21 protein-coding genes are annotated in these 22,866 nt (G+C 71.7%); 5 read left to right on the top strand and 16 right to left on the bottom strand.

The window, feature by feature from the left end:
- Positions 1-51: 51 nt before the first annotated feature.
- The 6 genes from Actob_RS14705 to Actob_RS14730 form a co-directional block, all read right to left on the bottom strand.
- Entirely contained in the window at positions 52-2,715 is a 2,664-nt protein-coding gene (locus Actob_RS14705) for a fumarate reductase/succinate dehydrogenase flavoprotein subunit (protein ID WP_284920730.1), read from the bottom strand.
- Complete coding sequence (locus Actob_RS14710) at positions 2,712-3,458, bottom strand: ABC transporter ATP-binding protein (protein ID WP_284920731.1); 747 nt, start codon at positions 3,456-3,458, stop codon at positions 2,712-2,714. The genes Actob_RS14705 and Actob_RS14710 overlap by 4 nt, the downstream gene beginning before the upstream one ends.
- Positions 3,455-4,282 (bottom strand): ABC transporter permease, encoded by an 828-nt coding sequence (locus Actob_RS14715; protein ID WP_284920732.1) that lies wholly within the window; start codon positions 4,280-4,282, stop codon positions 3,455-3,457. The genes Actob_RS14710 and Actob_RS14715 overlap by 4 nt, the downstream gene beginning before the upstream one ends.
- Positions 4,279-5,631 carry an ABC transporter substrate-binding protein gene (locus Actob_RS14720; RefSeq protein ID WP_284920733.1) on the bottom strand — a complete coding sequence of 451 codons (1,353 nt, stop codon included), beginning with the start codon at positions 5,629-5,631 and terminating at the stop codon, positions 4,279-4,281. Before Actob_RS14720 ends, Actob_RS14715 begins: the two co-directional genes overlap by 4 nt.
- Positions 5,632-5,705: 74 nt before the next feature.
- On the bottom strand, positions 5,706-5,930 hold the full coding sequence (locus Actob_RS14725) for a 4Fe-4S dicluster domain-containing protein (protein WP_284920734.1): 225 nt from the start codon (positions 5,928-5,930) through the stop codon (positions 5,706-5,708).
- A gap of 316 nt (positions 5,931-6,246) precedes the next feature.
- On the bottom strand, positions 6,247-7,050 hold the full coding sequence (locus Actob_RS14730) for a GntR family transcriptional regulator (RefSeq protein ID WP_284920735.1): 804 nt from the start codon (positions 7,048-7,050) through the stop codon (positions 6,247-6,249).
- Positions 7,051-7,354: 304 nt separating this feature from the next.
- Here Actob_RS14730 and Actob_RS14735 point away from each other — a divergent pair, with 304 nt between their 5' ends.
- Positions 7,355-7,804, top strand: coding sequence for an SRPBCC domain-containing protein (locus Actob_RS14735; RefSeq protein WP_284920736.1), 450 nt, complete (start codon positions 7,355-7,357; stop codon positions 7,802-7,804).
- Positions 7,805-7,860: 56 nt separating this feature from the next.
- Positions 7,861-8,139 (top strand): ArsR/SmtB family transcription factor, encoded by a 279-nt coding sequence (locus Actob_RS14740; protein WP_284922325.1) that lies wholly within the window; start codon positions 7,861-7,863, stop codon positions 8,137-8,139.
- A gap of 75 nt (positions 8,140-8,214) precedes the next feature.
- Here the strand turns inward: Actob_RS14740 and Actob_RS14745 are convergent, their stop codons facing one another.
- A complete protein-coding gene (locus tag Actob_RS14745; RefSeq protein WP_284920737.1) occupies positions 8,215-8,664 on the bottom strand; it encodes a VOC family protein in 450 nt (149 codons plus the stop codon).
- A 37-nt stretch (positions 8,665-8,701) separates the two neighbouring features.
- Positions 8,702-9,337 carry a DUF2461 domain-containing protein gene (locus tag Actob_RS14750; RefSeq protein ID WP_284920738.1) on the bottom strand — a complete coding sequence of 212 codons (636 nt, stop codon included), beginning with the start codon at positions 9,335-9,337 and terminating at the stop codon, positions 8,702-8,704.
- 126 nt (positions 9,338-9,463) lie between these two features.
- Between Actob_RS14750 and Actob_RS14755 the strand changes: the two genes are divergently transcribed.
- A complete protein-coding gene (locus Actob_RS14755; RefSeq protein WP_284920739.1) occupies positions 9,464-10,504 on the top strand; it encodes an LLM class flavin-dependent oxidoreductase in 1,041 nt (346 codons plus the stop codon).
- Here the strand turns inward: Actob_RS14755 and Actob_RS14760 are convergent.
- The 4 genes from Actob_RS14760 to mmsA all read right to left on the bottom strand — a co-directional run bounded on the left by Actob_RS14760 (position 10,494) and on the right by mmsA (position 16,354).
- On the bottom strand, positions 10,494-12,107 hold the full coding sequence (locus Actob_RS14760; RefSeq protein ID WP_284920740.1) for a methyl-accepting chemotaxis protein: 1,614 nt from the start codon (positions 12,105-12,107) through the stop codon (positions 10,494-10,496). The two genes, Actob_RS14755 and Actob_RS14760, sit on opposite strands and share 11 nt — an antisense overlap.
- Positions 12,108-12,392: 285 nt before the next feature.
- On the bottom strand, positions 12,393-13,511 hold the full coding sequence (locus Actob_RS14765; protein WP_284920741.1) for a substrate-binding domain-containing protein: 1,119 nt from the start codon (positions 13,509-13,511) through the stop codon (positions 12,393-12,395).
- A 9-nt stretch (positions 13,512-13,520) separates the two neighbouring features.
- Positions 13,521-14,801, bottom strand: coding sequence for a multiple monosaccharide ABC transporter permease (gene mmsB, locus Actob_RS14770; protein WP_284920742.1), 1,281 nt, complete (start codon positions 14,799-14,801; stop codon positions 13,521-13,523).
- Between the two features lie 5 nt (positions 14,802-14,806).
- Complete coding sequence (gene mmsA, locus Actob_RS14775; RefSeq protein WP_284920743.1) at positions 14,807-16,354, bottom strand: multiple monosaccharide ABC transporter ATP-binding protein; 1,548 nt, start codon at positions 16,352-16,354, stop codon at positions 14,807-14,809.
- 159 nt (positions 16,355-16,513) lie between these two features.
- On the opposite strand from mmsA, the gene Actob_RS14780 reads away from it, so the two are divergent.
- Together Actob_RS14780 and Actob_RS14785 are read left to right on the top strand one after the other, a co-directional pair.
- Positions 16,514-17,689: an ROK family transcriptional regulator gene (locus Actob_RS14780; protein WP_284920744.1), complete on the top strand. Its 1,176-nt coding sequence runs from the start codon at positions 16,514-16,516 to the stop codon at positions 17,687-17,689.
- A 169-nt stretch (positions 17,690-17,858) separates the two neighbouring features.
- The gene (locus Actob_RS14785) at positions 17,859-18,311 is read left to right on the top strand and encodes a hypothetical protein (protein ID WP_284920745.1); all 453 of its coding nucleotides are present in this window, start codon (positions 17,859-17,861) and stop codon (positions 18,309-18,311) included.
- Positions 18,312-18,599: 288 nt separating this feature from the next.
- Here the strand turns inward: Actob_RS14785 and Actob_RS14790 are convergent, their stop codons facing one another.
- The 4 genes from Actob_RS14790 to Actob_RS14805 all read right to left on the bottom strand — a co-directional run bounded on the left by Actob_RS14790 (position 18,600) and on the right by Actob_RS14805 (position 22,835).
- Positions 18,600-19,271: a SprT family zinc-dependent metalloprotease gene (locus tag Actob_RS14790; protein WP_284920746.1), complete on the bottom strand. Its 672-nt coding sequence runs from the start codon at positions 19,269-19,271 to the stop codon at positions 18,600-18,602.
- Between the two features lie 86 nt (positions 19,272-19,357).
- Positions 19,358-21,376, bottom strand: coding sequence for a xanthine dehydrogenase family protein molybdopterin-binding subunit (locus tag Actob_RS14795; protein ID WP_284920747.1), 2,019 nt, complete (start codon positions 21,374-21,376; stop codon positions 19,358-19,360).
- Positions 21,373-22,347, bottom strand: coding sequence for an FAD binding domain-containing protein (locus Actob_RS14800; RefSeq protein ID WP_284920748.1), 975 nt, complete (start codon positions 22,345-22,347; stop codon positions 21,373-21,375). Before Actob_RS14800 ends, Actob_RS14795 begins: the two co-directional genes overlap by 4 nt.
- A complete protein-coding gene (locus tag Actob_RS14805; RefSeq protein ID WP_284920749.1) occupies positions 22,344-22,835 on the bottom strand; it encodes a (2Fe-2S)-binding protein in 492 nt (163 codons plus the stop codon). The genes Actob_RS14800 and Actob_RS14805 overlap by 4 nt, the downstream gene beginning before the upstream one ends.
- Positions 22,836-22,866 lie beyond the last annotated feature (31 nt).

Below are 22,866 nucleotides of genomic sequence, written 5' to 3' on the forward strand. Positions count from 1 at the left end.
AGGGGACCCGGTGTGAGCGCCTGTTCCGGACTCCGGAACAGGCGCTCGGCGCTACCCGGCCAGGGCGCGGCGGGCCCAGGCGCGGACGTCGGCGTCGCCGTCGGTGCTCGCCTCGGTCAGGGCGGATCGGACGTCGTCGCGGTCCGGCCAGCCGGCCAGTGAGCGGATCGCGGCCTTGCGGACGTCGAGGTTGGCGTCCTTGGCCGCGGTCAGCAGCACTGGCACGGCCAGTTCGGGCGGCGCCGCGCCGAGCGCCTTGGCCGCGCCCTCGCGGACCTGCCACGCCGGGTCGTCGAGTCGCGCGATGGCCAGCCCGGCCAGCGGCGCCGGGCAGCCGATCGGTGCCGCGGCGGCCAGGGCGGCGGCCCGGACCAGGAGGTCACCGTCGCCGGCCAGCCGTTCCAGCGCGGCGCCGCCGCGCGGGTCGCCGACGGTGCCGAGGCCGTGCGCGGCGGCCACCCGGACCTCGCGGGCCGGGTCGAGAGCGGCCGCGGCCAGGCCGGCCACCTCGTCGCGGCGGACCAGGCCGCGGACGGCCTGCAGCCGGACCGCCACCTCCACGTCCTCGGCGGCCGCCCGGAAGTCGGCGGCGGTGCCGAGCCCGATCACCCGGAGCAGCTCGACGACCACCTCGCGGACCGCCGGGTCGGTGCCGGCGTAGGCGGTCCGCAGCCGCTGGGCCAGCCCCTCGGTGGCCGGCAGCACGTCGGCCAGCTCGCGCAGTCCGGTCACGGCGGCGGACCGGACCCCGGCGTCGGTGTCGGCGAGCGCGGTGACCAGCGCGTCCGCGACCCCGGTGGGGGCCACCTCGGTGAGCGTGGCGACAGCGGTCTGCCGCACGCCCGGGTCGGGGTCGGCCAGGTAGGGCGCGAAACCGTCCAGCGCGGCCTGGGCGTCCGCGAGAGCCAGGACGGCCACGATCCGGTCGGCCGCGGGTGCGGCGGTGACGTCGTGCTCCGGGCGTACCGAAAGCGGGGTCGAGGAAGTGACCGCGAAGTGACGGACCTCCTCGACCCGGGTCTGCTCGGGCCCCGGCGGGGGCTCGAAGCCGTCGACCGGGAACAGGTAGGAGGCCACCGGACGCTTGACGAACTCCATCTCGCCGGCCGGGCCGCGCCGCAGGTTCAGGTGGTAGAGCCACTCCGCGTCGTCGCGCCGCGGGTGATCCGCGCGCTCGTGGTAGAGACCCCAGCGGCTCTCGGTGCGCACCAGCGAGGCGCGGGCGGCCATCTCGGCGCAGTCCCGGATGAAGCTGACCTCGACGCAGCGCATCAGCTCGTGCGGGGTACGCGCGCCCATGCCGTCGATCTCCGCGGCCATCCGCTGGAACGTCTCGACGGCGATCTCCAGCTTGGCCGCCGACTTGGGCGGGGCGACGTAGTCGTTGACGAAGCGACGCAGCTTGTACTCGATCTGCTGCTGCGGCGGGCCGTCCGGGTGGTCCAGCGGCCGGTAGATCAACGCCTTCGCGGCCTCGATCTGATCGTGCGGCAGCGCGGCGTGCCCGGCGGTGCTGCCGGCCGCGTGCGTCCCGGCCAGGTCGCCGAAGACGAACGCGCCGATCATGTAGTTGTGCGGGACGCACGCCAGGTCGCCGGCCGCGTAGAGACCCGGCACCGTGGTCTGCCCGTTCTCGTCCACCCAGACGCCGGACGCCGAGTGCCCGCCGCACAGGCCGATCTCGGAGATGTGCATCTCGATGTCGTGGGTACGGTAGTCGTGGCCGCGCCCGGCGTGGAACGTGCCGCGGGACGGGCGCTCGGTGGTGTGCAGGATGCCCTCGATGGCGCTGATCGTCTCGTCCGGCAGGTGGCTCAGTTTCAGATAGATCGGACCGCGGTCGGAGTCCAGCTCGCGGGCCACCTCGGCCATCATCTGCCCGGACCAGTAATCGCAGTCGACGAACCGCTCACCCCGGTTGTTGACCTGGTAGCCGCCGAACGGGTTGGCGACGTACGCGCAGGCCGGACCGTTGTAGTCCTTGATCAGCGGGTTGATCTGGAAGCACTCGATGCCGGACAGCTCGGCGCCGGCGTGGTACGCCATCGCGTACCCGTCCCCGGCGTTCGTCGGGTTCTCGTAGGTGCCGTACAGGTAGCCGCTGGCCGGCAGGCCCAGCCGGCCGCAGGCGCCGGTGGCCAGGATGACCGCTTTCGCGCGGACCGTGACGAACTCGCCGCTGCGGGTGTCGAACCCGGCCACGCCGACCGCCCGCCCGTCGCCGGTCAGCACCCGGACCGGCATCACCCGGTTCTCGATCTGGATCTTCTCGCGCATCTCGCGGCGGCGCAGTTGCCGGTAGAGCACCTTCTTGACGTCGCGGCCCTCCGGCATGGGCAGCACGTACCGGCCGGAGCGGTGCACCTGGCGGACGGCGTACTCGCCGTACTCGTCCTTCTCGAACTTGACGCCGTAGCGCTCCAGGCGCTGCACCATGGCGTGCCCGCGGGTGGCGGTCTGATGGACGGTGCGCTGGTTGACGATGCCGTCGTTGGCCCGGGTGATCTCCCGGACGTAGTCCTCCGGGGTGGCCTTGCCCGGGATGACGGCGTTGTTCACGCCGTCCATGCCCATGGCCAGGGCGCCGGAGTGCCGCACGTGCGCCTTCTCCAGCAGCAGCACCCGGGCGCCGTGCTCGGCGGCGGAGAGCGCGGCCATGGTGCCGGCCGTCCCGCCGCCGACCACCAGGACGTCGGTTTCCCATTCCCGGGTCACGCCGGGCTCCTCTCGAAGAGTGCGGCCAGCAGTTCCTCGCGGGCCTCCCGGACCAGCGGAGTGCCGCGGGTGGCCGGGTCCCGGGGCTCCGGGACGTCGACCAGCGTCGGGATGCCGGCCGGGGTCAGCACCGCGACCCGGTCGGCGACGAACAGCGCCTCGTCGACGTCGTGGGTGACGAAGACGACGGTGGCGGCGGTGCTGCGCAGCACGTCGGCGAGCAGCCGCTGCATGGCGCCGCGGGTCTGCGCGTCCAGGGCACCGAACGGCTCGTCCATCAGCACCGCGCGCGGCTCGCCGGCCAGCGTGCGGGCCAGCTGGACACGCTGGCGCATGCCGCCGGAGAGCTGGGCGGGCAGCCGGTCGGCCTGATCGCCCAGGCCGACCCGGTCGAGCCACTGCTCGGCGCGCCGGCGGCGGGCGGTGCGGGACAGGCCGCGGATCGCCAGCGGGAGTTCGACGTTGCGGCGCACCGAGCGCCACGGGAGCAGGGCGTCGTCCTGGAACATCAGCGCCCGCTCCGGGGCCGGCGCGACGATCGGCCGGTCGTCGGCGTACAGGGCGCCGTCGCGTACCGGGAGCAGGCCGGCGAGGCCGCGCAGCAGGGTGGACTTGCCGCAGCCGGACGCGCCGAGGACGGCGAAGACCTCGCCCGGGCGTACCTCGAAGGAGAGGTCGCGCACCACCGACCGGGAGCCGTGGCCGAGACTCACCCGGTCGGCGCGCAGTGCCAGGCCGCTCATCGTTGCTCCCTCAGGTGTCGCGGCAGCCAGCGGGTGACCCGGCGGCCGAGCAGCTCGACCGCCCCGGCGGTGGCCCAGCCCAGCACGCCGATCGTGATCATGCCGACCAGGACGGCGGGGTAGTCGACGATCGTGTAGGCGTGCCAGGTGCGGTAGCCGACTCCGAAGTCGCCGGAGATCATCTCGGCGGAGATGACGCAGATCCACGAGACGCCCATGCCCACCGACAGGCCGCCGAGGACGCCGGGCAGGGCGCCCGGGAGCACCACGCTGAACAGCACCCGCCGGCGGCTGCCGCCCATCGTGCGGACCGCGTCCTCCCAGACCTCCGGCAGCGCGCGGACCGCGTGCCGGGTGCTGACCAGGATCGGGAAGAACGCGGCGGTGCAGGTGATGAAGACGATGCCCTGCTCGTTGCGCGGGAAGACCAGGATGGCGACCGGGACCAGGGCGATCGCCGGGATCGGGCGGAGCACCTCGAAGAGCGGCTGCAGCACGTCGGCGAGCAGCCAGGAGCGGGCCACCGCGATGCCGGCACCGACGCCGAGCACGGCGGCCAGGGCGAAACCGGTCAGGATGCGGACCAGGCTCTGGGCGATGTCCTGGTAGTAGACCGGGTCGTGGAGCAGCCGGGTCAGCTGGTCGGTGACCTCGATCGGGGTGGGCAGGCGGTCGAAGCGGAGCCACAGGACGACGTCGGCGCTGGTCAGCCACTGCCAGAGGAGCAGGGCGCCGATCAGGGAGGCGGCTCGGATCAGCCAGCGGAGACGGGGCTTCGCCCGGCTCCTCAGGATGAGTGGCTTGATGGCGGTCAGGGTGGTCATGCCGCGGCCACCGCCTGCTCGTAGTTGATGACGGTGCCTTTTCCGTACTTCTCCGCGGCCGCCCGGGTGGTGAAGGGCAGGAATCGGGTGCCGTCGTGGACCCAGATGCTCTTGTCGGCGAACCAGCGGGTGCCGGTGTTGGTGTCCGGGACGTAGGCGGCGCGGACCTGCCTGCCGGACTTCTCGGCGTTCTTGACGGCTTTCAGGAGACAGGCCGGGTCGGCGGCCGGCTGCGTCGTCTCCTCGCCGGTGAGCCAGAGCTCGCCCGCGCCGGCGCCGATCGGCGTCTTACAGATCGGATCGGTTCCGGACAGGACCGCGCCGTTCGTGCCCATGGTCCCGGGCAGGTACGAGTCGTCGACGAACGCGTCCAGGTCGATGCCCTGGAGCACGCCGATCGACTTCAGGAACGGGACGTCGTTCCGCAGGGCCTGCTTCAGCGACGACGTCAGCGGCAGCTCGAAGGTGGCGATGCCGTTCGCGCCGTTGTAGAGGTAGACCACCTCGGCCGGCAGCCCGGTCTGCCCGGCGACGATCTCCGCGGCCTTCAGCGGCTGCTTCCAGAGGAACTCGGTGGCGTCCTGCTGAGCCGCCAGGAACGCCTTCACCACGTCCGGGTGCTCGGTGGCGTACTGCTGGCGGACCACCGTGCCGTGCAGGGTCGGCACGTTCAGCTCGCCGCCGTCGTAGAGCACCTCCGCCTCGCCGCGCTCGACCAGCAGGCCGGGCCAGGCGACGAACTGCGACAGAGCCGCCACGTTGCCGGACTGCAGGGCCGACGCGCCGACCGGCGGCTGCTGGTTCTCCACCTTGACGTCCTTCTCCGGATCCAGGCCGGCCCGGCGCAGCGCCTGCACCAGCAGGCCGTGCGCGGCCGAGCCGACGCTGGTGGAGACGGTCTTGCCGCGCAGGCCGGCCAGGCTCCGCACCGGCGAGCCGGGTGCGACGACGACGGTGTTCAGGGCGCCGTGCAGGTTGTAGCCGGTGACGGCGATCATCCTGGTGCGGGTCTGCTCGGACTGCTGCCCCCGCGAGCCGTTGATCAGCAGCGGGTAGTCGCCCATCGAGCCGATGTCGATCTTCCCGGCCATCATCTGCGCGGTGATCGGCGCGCCGGTGTCGTAGTCCTGCCAGACCACCTGGTACTTGTCGCCCAGCCGCTTCTCGAGGTAGCCCTGGGCGCGCAGCAGGGTGCCGGCCGTGACGGTGTTGATGGTCTTCGACTGGTAGCCGATGACGATCTGCTCCTTGCCGTCCTCGGCCGCGTTCCCGGCGACCGTGCAGCCGGCGGCCAGCGAGAGTGTGAGCGCGGCGGCCAGGATCTTGATCCCGCTCCGGCCGCTTTCCACGACCGCGCTCCGGCCGCTTCCCGCGACCGTGCTCCGGCCGCTTCCCGCGGCGGCGCCCGCCTTCTTCCGCGCGCTCATCGGATCAGCACCGGCATGTTGACGGTGACCGCGCCGGTGGGGCAGCGCGCGGCGCACGGACCGCAGTACCAGCACTCGTCGACGTGCATGTAGGCCTTGCTGGTCTCCGGGTCGATGGCCAGGGAGTCCAGCGGGCACATGTCCACGCAGAGCGTGCACTCGTCGATGCAGAGACTTCTGTCGATCGTCACCGGGACGTCGACCCGCTGGTTGACCAGCATTGTTCCTCCATGTTTCGGTCTCGATTATCAAGATCAAGAGATTGCTGACTCGGGCCGCGCTGATCACTGATCGCCGCTCCCGCCAGGGACCCTTGCGGGCCGGGCAGGACGCTGGCGCGTCCCGAACGCCCGGCCCGCAAGGGCGACGTCCGCGGGTGGTTGCGACGTGCCAACCCCGCACCCGTCCGGCCGGCATCGGCTTCCCGCCCCGGGCGGTCCCGGGCCGCTCGTTGTCCTGGTCAGCCGCCCTGGTGCGGGGCGTCGGGCAGCTCGTTGTCCTGGCCTGGTGCGGGGCGTCGGGCGCTCGTTGTCCGGGTCAGCCGGCCCGGTGCCGGGCGTCGGGTGGCATCGCGGTGAGGTGGCCCGGCGAACCCCGGCGAAGCCGCGTCTGCAGGGTCAGCCGGTCCCCCCGGAAGCGGATCCACTCCAGGTCCACCGGGCGGCCGTCGGCCAGATGGGTGACCCGCTCGACCATCAGCAGCGCCGCCCGGTCGGTCACGTCGAGCAGGGCGGCGCAGTGCGGGTCCGCGTTGACCGCCTCCACGCTCACGTCCGCGTGCCCCAGGCTCTGCCCGGTCGACTCCTCGATCAGCGCGAACACGTCGCGATGGGCGAGATCCTCGCCGAGCAGCGGGACGCCGATGTCCTGCGGCAGGTAGGTCAGGTCGAGCGAGACCGGCACCCCGTTGAGCCGGCGAACCCGTTCCAGGTAGACCACCCGCTCGCCGTCCGGCACCCGCAGCCGCCGGGCCACCACGGCCGGCGGGCGGATCACGGTCAGCGTGCGTACCTCGTTGGTGATCTCGCCGTGCTCGCGCAGGGTTTCGGCGAGCCCGGCCAGGCGGTTCAGCCCGTGCCCGTACTTCGCCGAGACGACCAGCGTGCCCACCCCGGGCAGCCGCTCCACCAGGCCCTCGGCGGCGAGCAGCCCGAGCGCCTCGCGCACGGTGTTGCGGGAGGCGGCGTAGTCGCGGCACAGCGCCGCCTCGCCGGGCAGCGCGCCGTCGCCGAACGCCCCGCCCAGCACCTGGTGGCGCAGCACGTCGGCGACCTGCCGGGCCCGGTCGGCCCGGCGGCGGCGCGCCTCGGTCAGCGCCGTCGTCCGCGGTTGCGGTGTCATCCCCTGCACGGCGAGAAACCTATTAACCTCATAGGAAAAGTGGAAGTCCTGCGCGGCTGCGCCACCTCCGTGGCCCTTCCGCGCGTCCCTGAGCTGCGCGAACGTCCGCAGTGCGATAGTTGCGCCGGGAAAGACGTCCGCATGCTGGACGCGCCCGCCATACATGCAACTAAAGGTTGCGCATCGCGCGCGGGTCGCCTAGCGTGGGCCGCAACCCCCGGGCTGGTGCTCATGGTGGTGTCCGCGCCGCGGACACCACCATGAGCACCAGCCGCGGGGTTCAGCGACGTCGCGGGAGGTTGTCGTGGAGCTGGGCACGATCGAGCGGGAGATCTACGTCGACGCCACGCCGGAGGTGGTCTTCGAGGTGGTCAGCAGCCCCGAGCATGTCAAGGGCTGGTGGCCGGACGACGCCGACTACGAGCCGTCGCCCGGCGGGACCGGCACGATCACCTTCGGCGACAGCCACGTGGAGCAGTTCACCGTCGTCGACGCGATCCCGCCGAAGCTGTTCGCCTTCCGCTGGACCCACGCGCGGGGTGAGGTGGCTGCCGAGGGCAACTCGTTCCTGGTCACCTTCGAGCTGACGCCGTCCGGGGGCGGGACGCTGCTGCGGATGACCGAGACCGGATTCCGCGAGCGCGGCTGGTCGCTGGCCGTGCTGGAGCAGAGCTACCGGGAGCACGTCACCGGCTGGGATCACTTCCTGCCGCGGCTCCAGCCCTACCTCGCCACCCTGCGGGCGCGGTCGTGACCGCGGCCGTCGACGACGATCTGTGGTCGGCGATCGGCGATCCGACCCGGCGCCAGATGCTCGACCTGCTGCTCGCCGAGGGCGGCGGCACCGCCACCACGCTGAGCAGCCGGCTGACCGTCACCCGCCAGGCGGTCGCCAAGCACCTCGGCGTCCTCGACCGGGTCGGCCTGGTCCGTTCCACGCCCGCCGGCCGGGAGAGGCGGTACCACGTGGACGACCGGCAACTCGCCCGGGCGGTGGCCCAGCTCACCGCGGTGGGTTCCGCCTGGGACGCCCGCCTGCGCCGCATCAGGCGCCTGGCCGAGACCATCCAGAAGACCCGAAACCCGTGAACCGCTTTCCGGTACGCCCACCGCGCGCCGATCCGGGGCCGGCGGCGCTCCCGGCCCCGGATCGGCGGCCGGTGCTCAGTCCAGGCAGAACTCGTTGCCCTCCGGATCGGTCATCACGATGTGCCCGCCCTCCAGCGGCGGCGCCGGCTCCCGCCGGCTCACCCGGGTCGCCCCGAGCCCGGCGAGCCGCACCGCCTCCGCCTCCAGGGCCGCCATCCGCTCCTCCCCGGCCAGCCCGGGTGCCGCCCGCAGGTCGAGGTGCACCCGGTTCTTGGCGGTCTTGCCCTCCGGCACCCGCTGGAAGAACACCCGCGGCCCGGCGCCTTTCGGGTCGACCACCGCGCTGGCGTCGTTGCGCCGTTCCGGCGGGATGTTCATCGCCTCCAGCGCCTGCTCCCAGGACGCGAAACCGGGCGGCGGCGCCTGGAGCCGATAGCCGAGTGCCTCCGCCCAGAACGCGGCCAGCCCCGCCGGGTCGGCACAGTCGAAGGTGATCTGAACCTCGCGAGCAATCTCAAGACTCATACGGTAAGCGTGCCCCGAATTGCGGCCACCGTCCGTCCTAAATCGCGGTCTGCGGCCCGACGTTCTCGTCCAGCCAGTGCCGCAGCGGCAGGCTCCCGCGGAGGAAGCCGACGATCCGCTTCTGGGCCGCGGCGGTACCCAGCCACGCCGCCGGTGGCCACTCCTGCCAGGTGGTCAGGCCCTTGTGGCGCAGCAGCTCCACCCGCGGATGATCTTTTGGAAAGCCCCGGGGCGCGGTCTTCAGGCTGCCGTGCCCCCGCACGCCGATCCCGGCCCTCTCGATCCCCGCGATGACAGCGGTCAGCTCCGTGCCGGTCCGCTCGTCCGCGACCGCGCGCCGATAGCGCTCCAGCTGCCCGGCATCCATCTGGTAACACCCGGAGCCGGCCGCCAGCCCGTCCGCGGAGAGCTGGAGGTACCCGCCCGCGCTCAGCCACGCACCCAGGTGCGTCTTGTACGGCGACTTGTCCTTGCTGAACCGCACGTCCCGATAGGGCCGGAAGATCTTTCCCGGCCCGAACTCCGGCTTCAGCGCGGCCAGCAGCTCCACCATCGGCCCGCGCACCCGCTGCTCGTAGAACTCCAGGTGCTTGGTCCAGTACGTCTTCGAGTTGTCGGCGGCGAGCCCCTCGTAGAACTCGAGCGCCTCCACCGGCCAGCCGCGGAACGTCATGGAGTCACGTTATGGCACCGGTGACCCGCCGCGAAGCCGGGCCGAGGCGCTCCGGGCGCGAGTTGCGCCGGCGAGGTTCCATATATTATCTATAGAGACAATAGGAAATATGCCGGGAGGCCGCCGATGAGTTCCACCTTCCTCTGGTACATCCCCAACCAGGACCGTCCCGGACACCGCGGCGACGACGTGGTCGAGGGGCACAACAGTCTGGACACGCTGACCAGCCACGCGCTGGCCTGTGAGCGGCACGGCTGGGGCGGTGCCCTGCTCGGCACCGGCTGGGGGCGCCCGGACACCTTCACGGTGGCCACCGCGGTCGCCGCGCGCACCACCACGTTCCGGCCGCTGATCGCCATCCGCCCCGGGTACTGGCGGCCGGCGCACTTCGCCTCGGCCGCCGCGACCCTGCAGCACCTCAGCGGCGGCCGGGTGCTGATCAACGTGGTGTCCGGGAAGGACAACCTCGCCGCCTACGGCGACTCCGAGGGGGACCAGGCCCACCGGTACGCCCGGACCCACGAGTTCCTGCGCCTCGTGCGCCGGCTGTGGACCGAGGAGAACGTCACCTTCCAGGGCGAGCACTTCCAGGTCGCCGGCGCCACCGTGGTGCACCGGCCGGCCGAGCCGCCCCGGTTGTACTTCGGTGGCGCCTCCGAGGCGGCCGAGCGGGTGGCCGCGGCGGAGGCGGACGTGCAACTGTTCTGGGGTGAGCCGCTGGATGGCGTACGGGAAAGAATCGACCGCCTCCGGCAGCTCAGCCGTGAGCTGGGCCGCGAACATCGGCCACTGGAGTTCGGGTTGCGAGTGACCACGCTGGTCCGCGACACGACCGAGCAGGCCTGGGCGGACGCCGAGGCGAAGGTCGCCGAGATGGCCCGGGAGCCTCGGGTGGACCCGATCCGCGGCGGCGCGGTCGGGCAGCAGCGGCTGCTCGATCTCGCCGGGCGCGGCGAGGTCCTGGACGACAACCTGTACACCGCGCCGGGCCGGTTCGGTGGCGGCGGCGCCGGGACCACCTGGCTGGTCGGCTCGGCGCAGGACGTGGCCAAGTCCCTGCGCAAGTACCAGGACCTGGGGATCAGTCACTTCGTGCTGTCCGACACGCCCTACCTCCCGGAGATCGGGAGGCAGGGCGATCAGCTGTTGCCGCTGCTCAGAGCGTGAAGCCGGCGACCAGTTCGTGCAGCTCGCTGCTGGTCCGGGCGAGGTTCGCCGCGTTCTGCTGAGCCTGGTTGACGACCGCCGTGGTGGTGCCGACAGCGGTCGCCACCCCGGCGATGCTGGTGGCGATCGAGCTGCTGCTGTCCGCCACCTCGGCGACGTTGCGGCCCATCTCGCTGGTCGTGGCGGTCTGCTCCTCGACGGCCGCCGCGATCAGCGTCTGGAAGTCGCTGATCCGGGCCACCACCTCGCCGATCTGGCCGATCGCGCCGACCGCGTCGGCCGAGTCGGTCTGGATCGCCTGGACCAGCCGGCTGATCTCGTCGGTCGCCTTCGCGGTCTCCTGCGACAACTCCTTCACCTCGCCGGCCACCACCGCGAAGCCCTTGCCCAGCTCACCGGCCCGGGCCGCCTCGATCGTCGCGTTCAGCGCGAGCAGGTTGGTCTGCTCGGCGATCGCGGTGATCATCGCGACCACCTTGCTGATCTCCGCGGACGACTCGCCGAGCTTGCCGACGGTCTGGTTGGTGCGGTCGACGACGCCGACCGCCTCGCCGGCCACCTTGGCGGCCTCGCCGGCGTTGCGGGCGATCTCGTCGATCGCCTGGGTCATCTCCGAGCTGCCGGCCTGCAGGGTCTGCACGTTGCCGGAGACGTGGTCGGCCGAGTCCGCCACCGCGGTGGCCTGGCTGTCCATCTCGCTGCTGGCCGCGGCGATCCGCGCGGAGACCTCGGACAGCTCACCCGAGGCGGTGGAGACGGTGCCGGCGTGCCCGGCGATCGCCGTCATCGTCTCGCTGAGCGACTCGGCGGTCCGGTTCACCGCCTCACCGAGCCGGCCGAGCTCGTCGCGGCGGTCGAGCACGACGCGTACGGTCAGGTCCCGCTCGGCGAGCCGCTTCAGCGCGGCGACGACCCGGGCGAGCGGGCCGGTCACCGAGCGGGTCACCCAGATGCCCATCAGCACGGCCAGGACCACCGCCAGGCCCAGCGCGATGGCGAGCATCCGCAGCGCCGCGTCGCGGACCCGCTGCACCTCGGCACGCAACGCGGCGGCCCGGTCGTTGACCGACTTGTCCAGGTCCGCGGTGATCTTCAGGACCTTTCCGTACGCCGCCCCGGCGTCCCCGCCGTTGATGCTGTCCATCGCCTTGACCCGGCCGGCTCGGCTGTCCGACGACAGCCACTCCATCACCTTGCTGTCCCAGGTGAAGAAGCCGTCCCAGGCCGGCCCGAGCTCGGCGAACCGGGCCCGCTCGGCCGCTGTCATGTCACCGGTGTGCGCCGACTCGAGCCCGGCGTAGATGGCGTCCTTGGACTTCATCTCGCCCTGCCGGTTGTACCCGTCCGGCCCGGTGGCGTAGGCGTACCCGTAGGCGCCCGCGTCCGCGACGACCAGGGCCTGCCAGCCGGTCACGTCCGCGGCGTTGAACTTGACCTCCTGGATGTCGTCACGCAGCTGCTCCAGCGCCGCCAGCTTCTTCTCGGTGCTGGTCTGCTGCCGCATGCCCCACCAGCCGACGCTGGCCGAGGTGACGATGAGGGTGGTGAGGACGAGGTAGGACGCGCCGAGCCGCTTGCCGACGCTCATATCACCGATACGCATGGATTCTCCCGAGCCGAGTTACCTGTCAGTCGGCCGGAAACCGCTTGGTCTGAGGTATCCCACTGTGATACGAGCGACTCATCCCGGAAACCACCGGGATGACCGATCCGCCGGTGACTCACGGCGCGCTCCCGCTTCCGTTGCGCTGTTTTCCGGTACGCCCGTCGCCGGGTCCCGCCGGCTCCGGAGGGCAGGGTGCGGAATGGACGGGGCTTCCTACCGGCAGCGGGGGACGGGGCCGGGCCGGGGCGTCGCGGAAGGGTGACGCCCCGGCGTGCATCGTGGCTACTTGGTGAGCGGACCCAGTTTCGGGTCGTCGGCGTAGGCCTGGGCGGCGTTGGCCTTGGTGACGATGACCGGCGGCAGCAGGAACGCCGGCACCACCTTCACCCCGTTGTCGTACGACTTCGTGTCGTTGACCTGCGGCGTGTTCCCGGCCTGCAGGGTCTTCACCATGTTCACCGTCTCGGCGACCAGCTTGCGGGTGTCCTTGTTGATCGTCGAGTACTGCTCACCGGCCATGATGGACTTGACCGACTCGACCTCGGAGTCCTGCCCGGTGACGACCGGGATCGGCTTGCCGGCGCCCTTGACCGAGGTGATGATCGCCCGGGCCAGGGTGTCGTTCGGCGAGAGCACGCCGTCCAGCGTCTTGCCGCTGGTGTAGGTGGAGTTGAGCAGGGCGTCCATCCGGCTCTGCGCGTTCTCCGCCTTCCAGCCCTGGGTGGCGGTCTGCTTGATCTCCTTCTGGCCGGAGCCGACGATCACCTCGCCCTTGTCGATGGCCGGCTTGAGCACGTCCATCGCGCCGTTGAAGAACACGCCGGAGTTGTTGTCGTCGGGCGAGCCGGAGAACAGCTCGATGGTGTACGGGCCCTTCGGCTTCTTGGCCTTCATCCCGTCCAGCAGTGCCTGGCCCTGCAGCTGGCCGACCTTGAAGTTGTCGAACGCGATGTAGTAGTCCACGTCCGGCGTCTGGGTGATCAACCGGTCGTACGCGATGACCACCGCGCCGGCCTGCTTGGCGGCGGCCACCTGGGTGGAGAGCTGCGCCGCGTCGGTCGCGCCGATCACGATCACCTTGGCGCCGTTGGTGACCATCGCGGTGATCTGGTTCTGCTGGTCGGCGACGGTGGTGGAGGCGCCGGCGTACTGGACGTCGGACTTGAAGCCGGCGCCGTTGAGGCCGTTGGTGAACAGGTCACCGGCGAGCACCCAGTTCTCCGACGTCTTCGACGGCAGGGCGACCCCGATCAGCGAGTCGGCGGGGAAGCCCTTGGCCGCGGTGCCGCTGCCGCCGGTGTCACTCCCGGACTTGTCGCGTTCGTTGGAACAGGCGGTCAGCGCGAGCACCGCGGTGGCGCCGACAGCCAGACTTTTGATCAGGAATGTGCGCACGTGCATGCAACCCTTCTAGATGCGGGCCTTCTCGCGATCGGGTGCGGCGGCCTCCTCGGACGACGCCGAGGGGCCGGTGCGGAACTGGCGCATCAGGGCGCCGACGATCGAGAAGCGGCCCTGTTTCTTGTTGTAGACATCCAGGGCGACGGCGGCGAGCAGGAACAGTCCCTTGATGATCTGGATCATGTCGGTGCCGGTGCCGGTCAGCTGCAGGCCGTTGGTGAGCACTGCCATGACGAGACCGCCGACGATGGCGCCGCCGATCGTGCCCAGCCCTCCGGCGACCGCCGCGCCCCCGATGAACACGGCGGCGATCGCGTCCAGCTCCCAGTTCAGCCCGTCCTGCGGTCCGGAGGCCGTGGACCGGGCCACGAAGATCATGCCGGCCAGTGCGGCCAGCACACCCATGTTCATCATGACCAGGAAGTTGACGCGGCGGAGTTTCACACCGGACAGTTCGGCGGCCCGGGAGTTGCCGCCGACCGCGTAGATGTGCCGGCCGCCGGAGGTGTTGCGGGTGTAGAAGGAGTAGCCGAGCACCAGGACGGCCAGGATGATGCCGGAGATCGGGAAGCTGGTGCCGACCCGTCCACCGGCGAATCGCAGCGTGGCGAAGACGATCACACCGATCATCACCGCCATCCGGATCACCGAGATCCACAGTGGCGTCGGCCGGGCGCCCTCCATCTGCTTGCGGACCTGGCGGGCGCGCAGCTCCCGCCAGACCACCGCGACGCAGGCGACCAGCCCGAGCAGCAGGGTCAGGTTGTTGTACCCGGTGTCCGGCCCGACCTCGGGCAGGTAGCCGGCGCCGATGGTCCGGAAGCCGGCCGGCACCGGTACCGTGTCGGCGTTGCCGATGTACTGGTTGCCGCCGCGGAACAGCAGCATGCCGGCGAGCGTGACGATGAACGCCGGGATGCCGACGTACGCCACGAAGAAGCCCTGCCAGGCGCCGATCGCCGCGCCGACGAGCAGGCCGAGCAGGATCCCGGCCGGCCAGGGCACGTCGTGCTCGGCCATCGCCTTGGCCACCACGATGCCGGTGAACGCGGCCACCGAGCCGACCGACAGGTCGATGTGCCCGGCGACGATCACCATGAGCATGCCGATGGACAGCACCGAGATGTACGCGTACTGCTGGGTCAGCGCGATCAGATTGCCGGAGGTGAGGATGATCCCGTCGGTCCGGATCTGGAAGTACACGATGACGGCGATCAGCGTGAAGATCATGCCGAACTGGCGGGCGTTCGAGGTGGTGCCCCCGAACAGGTTCTTCTGCAGCTCTGTCATCCGACTCATGAGGTGGCCAGCTTCTTCGTGGAGGTCATCTGCTTCATCAGGAGTTCCGGGTCGGCGTCCCGGCCCGGCAGCTCCCCGGTGATGGCGCCTTCGAACACCGTGTAGATCCGGTCGCAGAGCCCGATCAGCTCGGGCAGCTCGGAGGAGATCAGCACGACGCCGCGGCCCTCGGCGGCCAGGCGCTGGATGATGCCGTAGATCTCGTACTTGGCGCCGACGTCGATGCCCCGGGTCGGCTCGTCGAGGATCAGCAGGTCCGGGTCGGTGAACATCCACTTGGCCAGGACGACCTTCTGCTGGTTGCCGCCGGAGAGCTTGGTGACCCCCTCGTCGACGGTCGGCGTCTTGATCCGCAGGCTGCGCCGGTACGCCTCGGCCTCGTGGTACTCGGCCGCCTCGTCGATCACCCCGTTGCGGGTGATCTTCGAGAGCTTGGCGGCGACGATCGAGGTCTTCACGTCGTCGAGCAGGTTGAGGCCGACGGCTTTGCGATCCTCGCTGACGTACGCCAGGCCGTGCGCGATCGCCTCGGGCACCGACCGCAGCTGGATCTCCTCGCCGTCCTTGATCACCCGCCCGCCCAGCCAGACCCCGTACGAGCGGCCGAACAGGCTCATCGCCAGCTCGGTGCGCCCGGCCCCCATCAGCCCGGCGAACCCGACGATCTCCCCGCGCCGCACCGTGAAACTGGAGTTCTTGCAGACCAGGCGCTCGGTCGAGATCGGGTGCCGGACGGTCCAGTCGCGTACCTCGAAGAACACCTCGCCGATCCGCGGCTCGTGCGCCGGGAACCGGCTGCCCAGGTCCCGCCCCACCATGCCGCGCACGATCCGGTCCTCGTCCGCGCCGTCGCGCGCCACCTCGATGGTCTCGATGGTCCTGCCGTCGCGCAGAATGGTGATCGCGTCGGCGATCGCCTCGATCTCGTTCAGCTTGTGCGAAATCATGATCGACGTGATGCCGCGTTTCTTGAAACCGCGCAGCAGTTCGAGGAGATGCCGGGAGTCGGTCTCGTTCAGCGCCGCGGTGGGCTCATCCAAGATCAGTAATTGCACATCCTTGGCGAACGCCTTGGCGATCTCGACGAGTTGCTGTTTGCCGACCCCGATGTCCTTCACCAGGGTGTCCGGATCCTCTTTCAACCCGACCTCGGCCATCAGCCGCAGCGCCTTGCTGTTCGCCGCCTTCCAGTCGATGCGGCCGAACCGGCGCGGCTCGTTGCCCAGGAAGATGTTCTCGGTGATCGACATGCCGGGAACCAGCGCCAGCTCCTGGTGGATGATCACGATCCCGGCGTGTTCGCTGGCCCGGATGTCGGGGAACCTCGCCTCCGCGCCGCGATAGACGATCGAGCCCGTGTACGACCCGTGCGGATGGACGCCGCTGAGCACCTTCATCAGTGTCGACTTGCCGGCGCCGTTCTCCCCGCAGATCGCGTGGATCTCGCCATCCCGGACGGTCAGGTTCACATCGGACAGTGCCGTGACGCCGGGGAAGGTCTTGGTTATCGACCGCATCTCCAGCAATGGCGGAGCAGCACCCATGCCGCCTCCCAACAGGGGTTACGCAAAGATCGAAGTCGATGACGTCGGCGTTTCCAGACTGTAAATCTTATTTATTTACTAAGTCAACGGGCCGGTGGCATCATGGTCGGCATCAATCTCGTAACGCGTCACGGAAGCAGACCGGGAGGCGTTTCTCCGGTGCGGCGAACAGGAACCAACCTGCCGAAAGTCGGCCAGTACAACAGGGCCGTCGTCCTCGATCAGATCCAGCTGGCCGACGGCATCAGCCGGGTGGAGATCGCCGAGCTGACCGGCCTGACCCCCCAGACGGTGTCCGGCATCGTCCGGCGCCTGATCGGCGAGGGCATCGTCCGCGAGGACGGCGCCACCGTCTCCAACGGCGGCAAGCCGCGCACCAAGCTGCGGGTCAACGCGGCCGCCGGGCTCGCCGTCGGCGTCCACTTCGACCCGTCCCAGCTGTCCTGTGTGGTCGCCGACCTGCTCGGCCGCCCGCTGGTCACCCGGCAGCAGCCGGTCCGGCCGGGCGCCACCCCCGGCGAGGTGGTCACGGCGGTCACCGGGCTGGTCGGCGAGGTGCTCGGCACGCCCGGCGTGGACCGCCGCCGGGTGCTCGGCCTGGGGCTGGCCACTCCCGGCCCGATCGACCAGGCCCTCGGCTCGCTGGTCGGGCCGCCACAGCTGCTCGGCTGGACCCGGGTGCCGATCAAGGACATGCTCGCCGAGGCCACCGGCCTGCCGGTCACTCTGGACAACGACGCCACGGCCGCCGCGATCGGTGAGTGCTGGGCCGGCGCCGGGCGCGGTGTGGCCGATTTCGCCTACTTCTTCTTCGGCGCCGGGGTGGGCGGCGGACTGATCCTCGGCCATCAGGTCTACCGCGGCGGCTCGATGAACGCCGCCGAGTTCGGGCACCAGTCGGTGCAGCCCGGCGGCGCGCTCTGCTACTGCGGCAACCGCGGCTGCCTGGAGAGCCTGATCAGCCCGAAGGCACTGGTCGCGGCGACCGGGCTGGCCGACTACGACACCGTCCGGCAGGCCGCGCTGGCCGGCGACCCGGTCGCGGTGGCCGCTGTCGAGACGGCCGCCGGCCACCTCGCCACCGCCGTGGTGAACGTCGCCAACATCCTCGACATCGATCTGGTGGTCCTCGGCGGTCACGGCCTGCGCCACCTCGAAGACCGATTCCGCACAGCCGTCGCGGACGCCCTCGGCACCCGCCCGCTGGCCCGCGACATCCGCACCGTCCGGGTCGAGGTCTCCCCGCTCGGCGCCGACGCCGCTGTCGTCGGCGCCGCCGCCCTGGTCCTGCACACCACCTATGCCCCGCAGGTCTCCGAGTTGCTGTCCCTCTAGACCCATTTCCGGTACGCCCGGAGCACCGTTCCCGCCGCACCACTCCGGCCCCCGACGGTCTGGAAAGAATGATTGAGCCGTGGACCGCCGGTTTCGAGTTACGACCTTGACCGGCTCGGCCATAGAATTCGCCGTCACGTCACGGTCGATCATCATCTCGGAGTGCGCCATGGCTGCCGATTGCGACATGCTCGCCACCTCCGCCGCCACCACGCTCGTCGCCCTGATGGGCACCGCGGCGTGGCGGCCGGCCCGGTCGCTGCTCGCCGGGGTGTGGCAGCGCAACGCCCCTGATCAGGCCGGCGGCGTGCGGGAGGCGCTGGACGGCGCGGAGCGGATCGTGGCGATGGCCCGCGGCGGCGGCGACGTGCCGGTGGCCCGTGGCTGCGGCGACGTGCCGGTGGCCCGCGGCGGTGGCGCCGGGGCGGTGGCGGACGCCGTCCGCACCGATTGGCGACAGCGGATCGCCGCATTCCTGGCCGCCAATCCGGACGCCGGGAATGATCTGCGGGAGGCGGTGCGGCAGATGTCCGCGCTGTCCCGATCGACCCTGACGTATTCCCGGCCGCAGGATTTCGGCCGCCATTACCTGTCCGCCGGCGAAATGCTGATCAACGAATAGCGGGCCGGCCCGCACGGCCGGTCGACCAGCCGGCCGGCTCCGGCGCGCGTGGCAGTTTCGGGCGCGCGTGGCGGCCTCGGGCGCGGCAGCCACGCGGAGGGGCCCGGCTCCGGGCGTTCCGGAAGTGACGGAGCGGGCGGCCACGAGCAGAGGCGCGGCTGCGGGCGTCTCGGAAGTGGCGGAGCGGGCGGTCTCGTGGAGGGGCTCGGCGGGGCGCGGCTGCGGGCGTACCGGAAATGGCGGAGCGCAAGCGGAGCGGGCCGTGCGCGGTGCCGGGGATCCTCGGCGTCAGGAGGCCGGCTCGACCATGGCGAAGGAGGCGTTGAGCAGGCCCTTCCGGGTCTGCACCTGGTAGCGGCTGCGGCCCTGTTTGACGATGGTGCCGACCAGGCCGCCGTATTTCCCGGCGCCCTTGAGGCGGACCCGGGCGCCGACGGTGAGACCCGGGGCCGGGGTGGCGGCGGTGCGCAGGCGGCCCAGCTCGGCGACGTAGCCGGGGTGCAGCGGGGCGGGGTGGCCGCGGTAGGTCCAGGCGAACAGGGCGGAACGGTCGAAGGCGCGGGAACACTGGCGGCAGGAGCGGACCCGGACCGGGCGGCGGTGGGCGGTGGTGCGGTGGCCGGAGCGGCAGACGCCCTCCCAGGCGCCGTCCACCCGGGGCGCGTCCTCCGGGACGCAGCGACGCCCGGAACAGCCGATCCGGACGGCGATCTCGCGCCAGGTGGCGTCGTGGCCGTGACCGGGGCCGGCGAGCGCGTGGGCGATCTCGTGCAGGACCGTCTCGGTGACCTGCTCGGCGGAGTACAGCCTGATCAGCGGGCGGGACAGGCCGATCTCGCGGCGTTCCATGCGGCAGACGCCGGCCCGCGTCTTGGCGTCGTCGAAGGTGAGTCGCCACCTGGTGAGCCCGTGCCTGGCCATCAGCCCGGCGGCGAGTCCACGCGCCTCGATCAGATCCAACCGTGCCGCTCCTCGTTCCGGCCAGCAGGCATCCTCGCCGGGGACGCCGTCTGCCGGATAATGCTAGCGCCGCGCGAGGGAGCCGGTCATGCGAGGAGTTTGTCGGGGCGGGCGGGCAGGTGGCGGATGCGGGTGCCGGTGGCGTGCCAGATCGCGTTGAGGATGGCGGCGGGGGAGCCGACGATGCCGATCTCGCCGATGCCGCGGGCGCCGAGCGGGTTGAGGTCGTCGTCCGGGGTGTCCAGCCAGGCGGCGTCGATCCACTCGACGTCGGCGTGCGTGGGGATGTGGTATTCGGCCAGGTCGTGATTGACCCAGGTGCCGACGGCGGGGTCGAGGACCGACTCCTCGTGCAGGGCCATGCCCATCCCCATGATCATGCCGCCGACGAACTGGGCGCGGGCGGTGCGCGGGTTGAGGATGCGCCCGGCGTCGTACATGCCGAACAGGCGGGAGACGCGGACCTCGCCGGTGACGGCGTCGACGCGTACCTCGGCGAAGTGCGCGCCGCAGGCCTGCCGGTCCTTGCGGTTCTGCCGCTCGACCAGGTCGGTGGTGTCGAAGACCGCCTCCTCGCGATCCTCGGCTCGCAGCAGGCGGCAGGCGCCGGTCACGGCCCAGCCCCAGGACGCGCTGCCGGACGAGCCGCCGGCCACCGACGCCGCCGGCAGGGTGCTGTCGCCGATCCGGATCCGGACCCGCTCGACCGGCACGTCCAGCTCGTCGGCGGCGATCTGGGCCAGCACGGTACGCGCGCCGGTGCCCAGGTCGGCCGCGCCGATCGCCACCTCATAGCCGCCGTCGGGCAGGGCCCGGACCCGCGCGGTGGACGGCATCGCCATGGCCGGATGGGTCGCGGCGGCCACCCCGGTGCCGATCCACCAGTCGCCCTCGCGGCGCCGGCGGGGCCGCGGGTCCCGGCCGGACCAGCCGAACCGCTCACCGCCGGCGCGCAGGCAGGCGGCGTGCCCGGGACGCGCCGCCCGGATCCGGAAGTCGAGCGGGTCGGCGCCCAGCTCGGCGGCGAGTTCGTCGACGGCGCACTCCAGGGCCAGCATCCCGGGTGCCTCACCGGGCGCGCGCATCCAGCGCGGGGTGGGCATGTCCAGCGGGACGACCCGGTGCGCGGTGCGCAGGTGCGGTACCGGGTACATCGAGCGGGTCACCACCGACGCCGACTCGACGAACTCGAAGAGGCGGCTGGTCTGCGTCCAGGTCTGGTGATCGATGGCGGTCAGCGTGCCGTCGGAGCCGGCACCGAGCCGGAGCCGCTGGACGGTCGGGGCGCGGTGCCCGACGACGCTGAACATCGCCTGGCGGGGGAGGGCGAGCTGGACCGGGCGTTCGGTGACCCAGGCGCCCATCGCGGCCAGCACGGCGTTCGGCCGGGCGGTGCCCTTCGAGCCGAAACCGCCGCCGACGTGCTCGGTGATCACGTGCACCCGCTCGGCGGTGAGACCGAAGACCGCGCCGACGGCTTCGGCGATGCCGGACGGGTGCTGGTTGGAGTCGTACAGGACCAGCTCGTCGCCGTCCCAGCGGCCGATCGTGGCGTGCGGCTCCATCGGGTTGTTGTGCAGCGCCGGGACCGTGTAGGTGACGTCCAGGCTGACCGGCGCGGCGGCCAGGGCGGCCTCGACGTCACCCTCGGCGGTGTCGGCCGGCACGTCCGGATTGACCTTCTCCGGCCGGTAGTGATCAGGGTGGTCGGTGCGCAGCGCGACGTCGTGGTCCTCGGCGGTGATGTCCAGCTGGACCAGCTGGGCGGCCTGCCGGGCGGCCTCCGGGCTGGTGGCCACGACCAGGGCGACCGGCTGACCGCGGTAGGCGATCCGGTCGGACTGCAGCACGGCCAGCTCCGGATCGTCGGATCGCCGCAGGCGCGGGGCGTTGCCGTGCCAGAGGACGGCGAGCACGTCCTCGGCGGCCGGGTCGGTGAGGACGGCGTCCAGGCGGCCGCGGGGGACCGGGGACGGGACGATCCAGCCGTACGCTAAATGGTCCTGTGGGTATTCCGCCGCGTAGCGGGCCGCGCCGGAGACCTTGGCCGGTCCCTCCAGGCGCGCGACGGGCGTGCCGACGGCGCGCGACAGCATGGACGTCATCGGACATCTCCGCTCAGCGAGGTCAGCACTGCCGCGGTCAGGTTCCGGATCAGCGGGATCTTGTACGCGTTGTCCCGCAGCGGCCGGGCGGCCGCCAGTTCGGCCTCCGCGGCGGCCAGGAACCGCTCCCGGGTGGCCGGCCCGCCGCGCAGTTCCGCCTCGGCGACACTCGCCCGCCACGGCTTCGCCGCGACCGCGCCGAACGCCAGCCGCACGTCGCTGACCAGGCCGTCCTCGATCGCCAGGGCGGCCGCCACCGAACCGATGGCGAACGCGAACGACGCCCGGTCGCGAGCCTTCCGGTACGCCGAGCGAGCCGCCACCGGCAGCGCCGGCAGGTCCACCGCCGTGATCAACTCGCCGTGCTCCAGTGTGGTGTCCCGCTCCGGCGCGTCCTCCGGCAGCCGATACAACTCGGTCACCGGGATCTCCCGCCTGCCGGTCGGACCGTCGACCTGGACCACCGCGTCGAGGGCGGTGAGCGCGACCGCCATGTCGGAGGGGTGGGTGGCCACGCAGGCCGGCGAACCGCCCAGGATGGCCAGGTTGCGGTGATCGCCGTCGCGGGCCGGGCAACCCGAGCCGGGCCGGTGCTTGTTGCACGGCATGCCGGCGTCCATGAAGTAGCGGCAGCGGGTGCGTTGCAGCAGGTTGCCCCCGGTGGTGGCCATGTTGCGCAGCTGGCCGGACGCGCCGGAGAGCAGGGCCTGGCTGAGCACCGGGTAGGCGGTCCGGACCCGGCGGTCCGCCGCGAGATCACTGTTGCGTACGCCGGCCCCGATCCGGAGTCCGCCGGTGGGCAGTTCGGCCACCTCGTGCAGGGGGAGCCGGTTGACGTCGACCAGGATGTCCGGGGTGGCGACGCCCAGCTTCATCAGGTCGACCAGGTTGGTGCCGCCGGCCAGGAAGACGGCGTTCGGCGCGAGGCCGTCGGCGGGGGTGGTGGCGGTGCGGTACTCGAAGGTCTTCATCCGGCGGCAGCCTCCCGGATCGCCGGGATCATGTTCGGGTAGGCGCCGCAGCGGCACAGGTTGCCGCTCATCCGTTCCCGGATCTCCGCGTCGGTGAGCAGGTCCTCGTCATCCTCGGTCACCGCGCTCGGCCATCCCTGGGCCACCTCGGCCAGCATCCCGACCGCCGAGCAGATCTGCCCCGGCGTGCAGTACCCGCACTGGAACCCGTCGTGCTCCAGGAAACCCCGCTGCACCGGGTGCGGTTCGCCCCGGTGGCCGAGCCCCTCGACCGTGGTGACCTCGGCGTCCTGCTGGCTGATCGCCAGGATCAGGCAGCTGTTGACCCGGCGCCCGTCGAGCAGCACCGTGCACGCGCCGCACTGGCCGTGGTCGCAGCCCTTCTTGGTGCCGGTGAGATGCAGCCGCTCGCGCAGCACGTCGAGCAGGGTGGTGCGCGGATCCAGCCCGACGAGGTGGTGCTGGGCCCCGTTCACGGTGAGACGCATGTCCCGGCGTTACCCCGGTGGCCGCCGATCA

The organism is Actinoplanes oblitus (assembly GCF_030252345.1).
Lineage (GTDB): Bacteria > Actinomycetota > Actinomycetes > Mycobacteriales > Micromonosporaceae > Actinoplanes > Actinoplanes oblitus.

Excerpts from the sequence above, each read along its gene's own strand:
- Actob_RS14710 (WP_284920731.1), bottom strand. The coding sequence starts at position 3,458 with ATGAGCGGCCTGGCACTGCGCGCCGACCGGGTGAGTCTCGGCCACGGC.
- Actob_RS14715 (WP_284920732.1), bottom strand. The coding sequence starts at position 4,282 with ATGACCACCCTGACCGCCATCAAGCCACTCATCCTGAGGAGCCGGGCG.
- Actob_RS14725 (WP_284920734.1), bottom strand. The coding sequence starts at position 5,930 with ATGCTGGTCAACCAGCGGGTCGACGTCCCGGTGACGATCGACAGAAGT.
- Actob_RS14730 (WP_284920735.1), bottom strand. The coding sequence starts at position 7,050 with ATGACACCGCAACCGCGGACGACGGCGCTGACCGAGGCGCGCCGCCGC.
- Actob_RS14740 (WP_284922325.1), top strand. The coding sequence starts at position 7,861 with ATGCTCGACCTGCTGCTCGCCGAGGGCGGCGGCACCGCCACCACGCTG.
- Actob_RS14745 (WP_284920737.1), bottom strand. The coding sequence starts at position 8,664 with ATGAGTCTTGAGATTGCTCGCGAGGTTCAGATCACCTTCGACTGTGCC.
- Actob_RS14750 (WP_284920738.1), bottom strand. The coding sequence starts at position 9,337 with ATGACGTTCCGCGGCTGGCCGGTGGAGGCGCTCGAGTTCTACGAGGGG.
- Actob_RS14755 (WP_284920739.1), top strand. The coding sequence starts at position 9,464 with ATGAGTTCCACCTTCCTCTGGTACATCCCCAACCAGGACCGTCCCGGA.
- Actob_RS14760 (WP_284920740.1), bottom strand. The coding sequence starts at position 12,107 with ATGCGTATCGGTGATATGAGCGTCGGCAAGCGGCTCGGCGCGTCCTAC.
- Actob_RS14765 (WP_284920741.1), bottom strand. The coding sequence starts at position 13,511 with ATGCACGTGCGCACATTCCTGATCAAAAGTCTGGCTGTCGGCGCCACC.
- mmsB (WP_284920742.1), bottom strand. The coding sequence starts at position 14,801 with ATGACAGAGCTGCAGAAGAACCTGTTCGGGGGCACCACCTCGAACGCC.
- mmsA (WP_284920743.1), bottom strand. The coding sequence starts at position 16,354 with ATGGGTGCTGCTCCGCCATTGCTGGAGATGCGGTCGATAACCAAGACC.
- Actob_RS14785 (WP_284920745.1), top strand. The coding sequence starts at position 17,859 with ATGGCTGCCGATTGCGACATGCTCGCCACCTCCGCCGCCACCACGCTC.
- Actob_RS14795 (WP_284920747.1), bottom strand. The coding sequence starts at position 21,376 with ATGACGTCCATGCTGTCGCGCGCCGTCGGCACGCCCGTCGCGCGCCTG.
- Actob_RS14800 (WP_284920748.1), bottom strand. The coding sequence starts at position 22,347 with ATGAAGACCTTCGAGTACCGCACCGCCACCACCCCCGCCGACGGCCTC.
- Actob_RS14805 (WP_284920749.1), bottom strand. The coding sequence starts at position 22,835 with ATGCGTCTCACCGTGAACGGGGCCCAGCACCACCTCGTCGGGCTGGAT.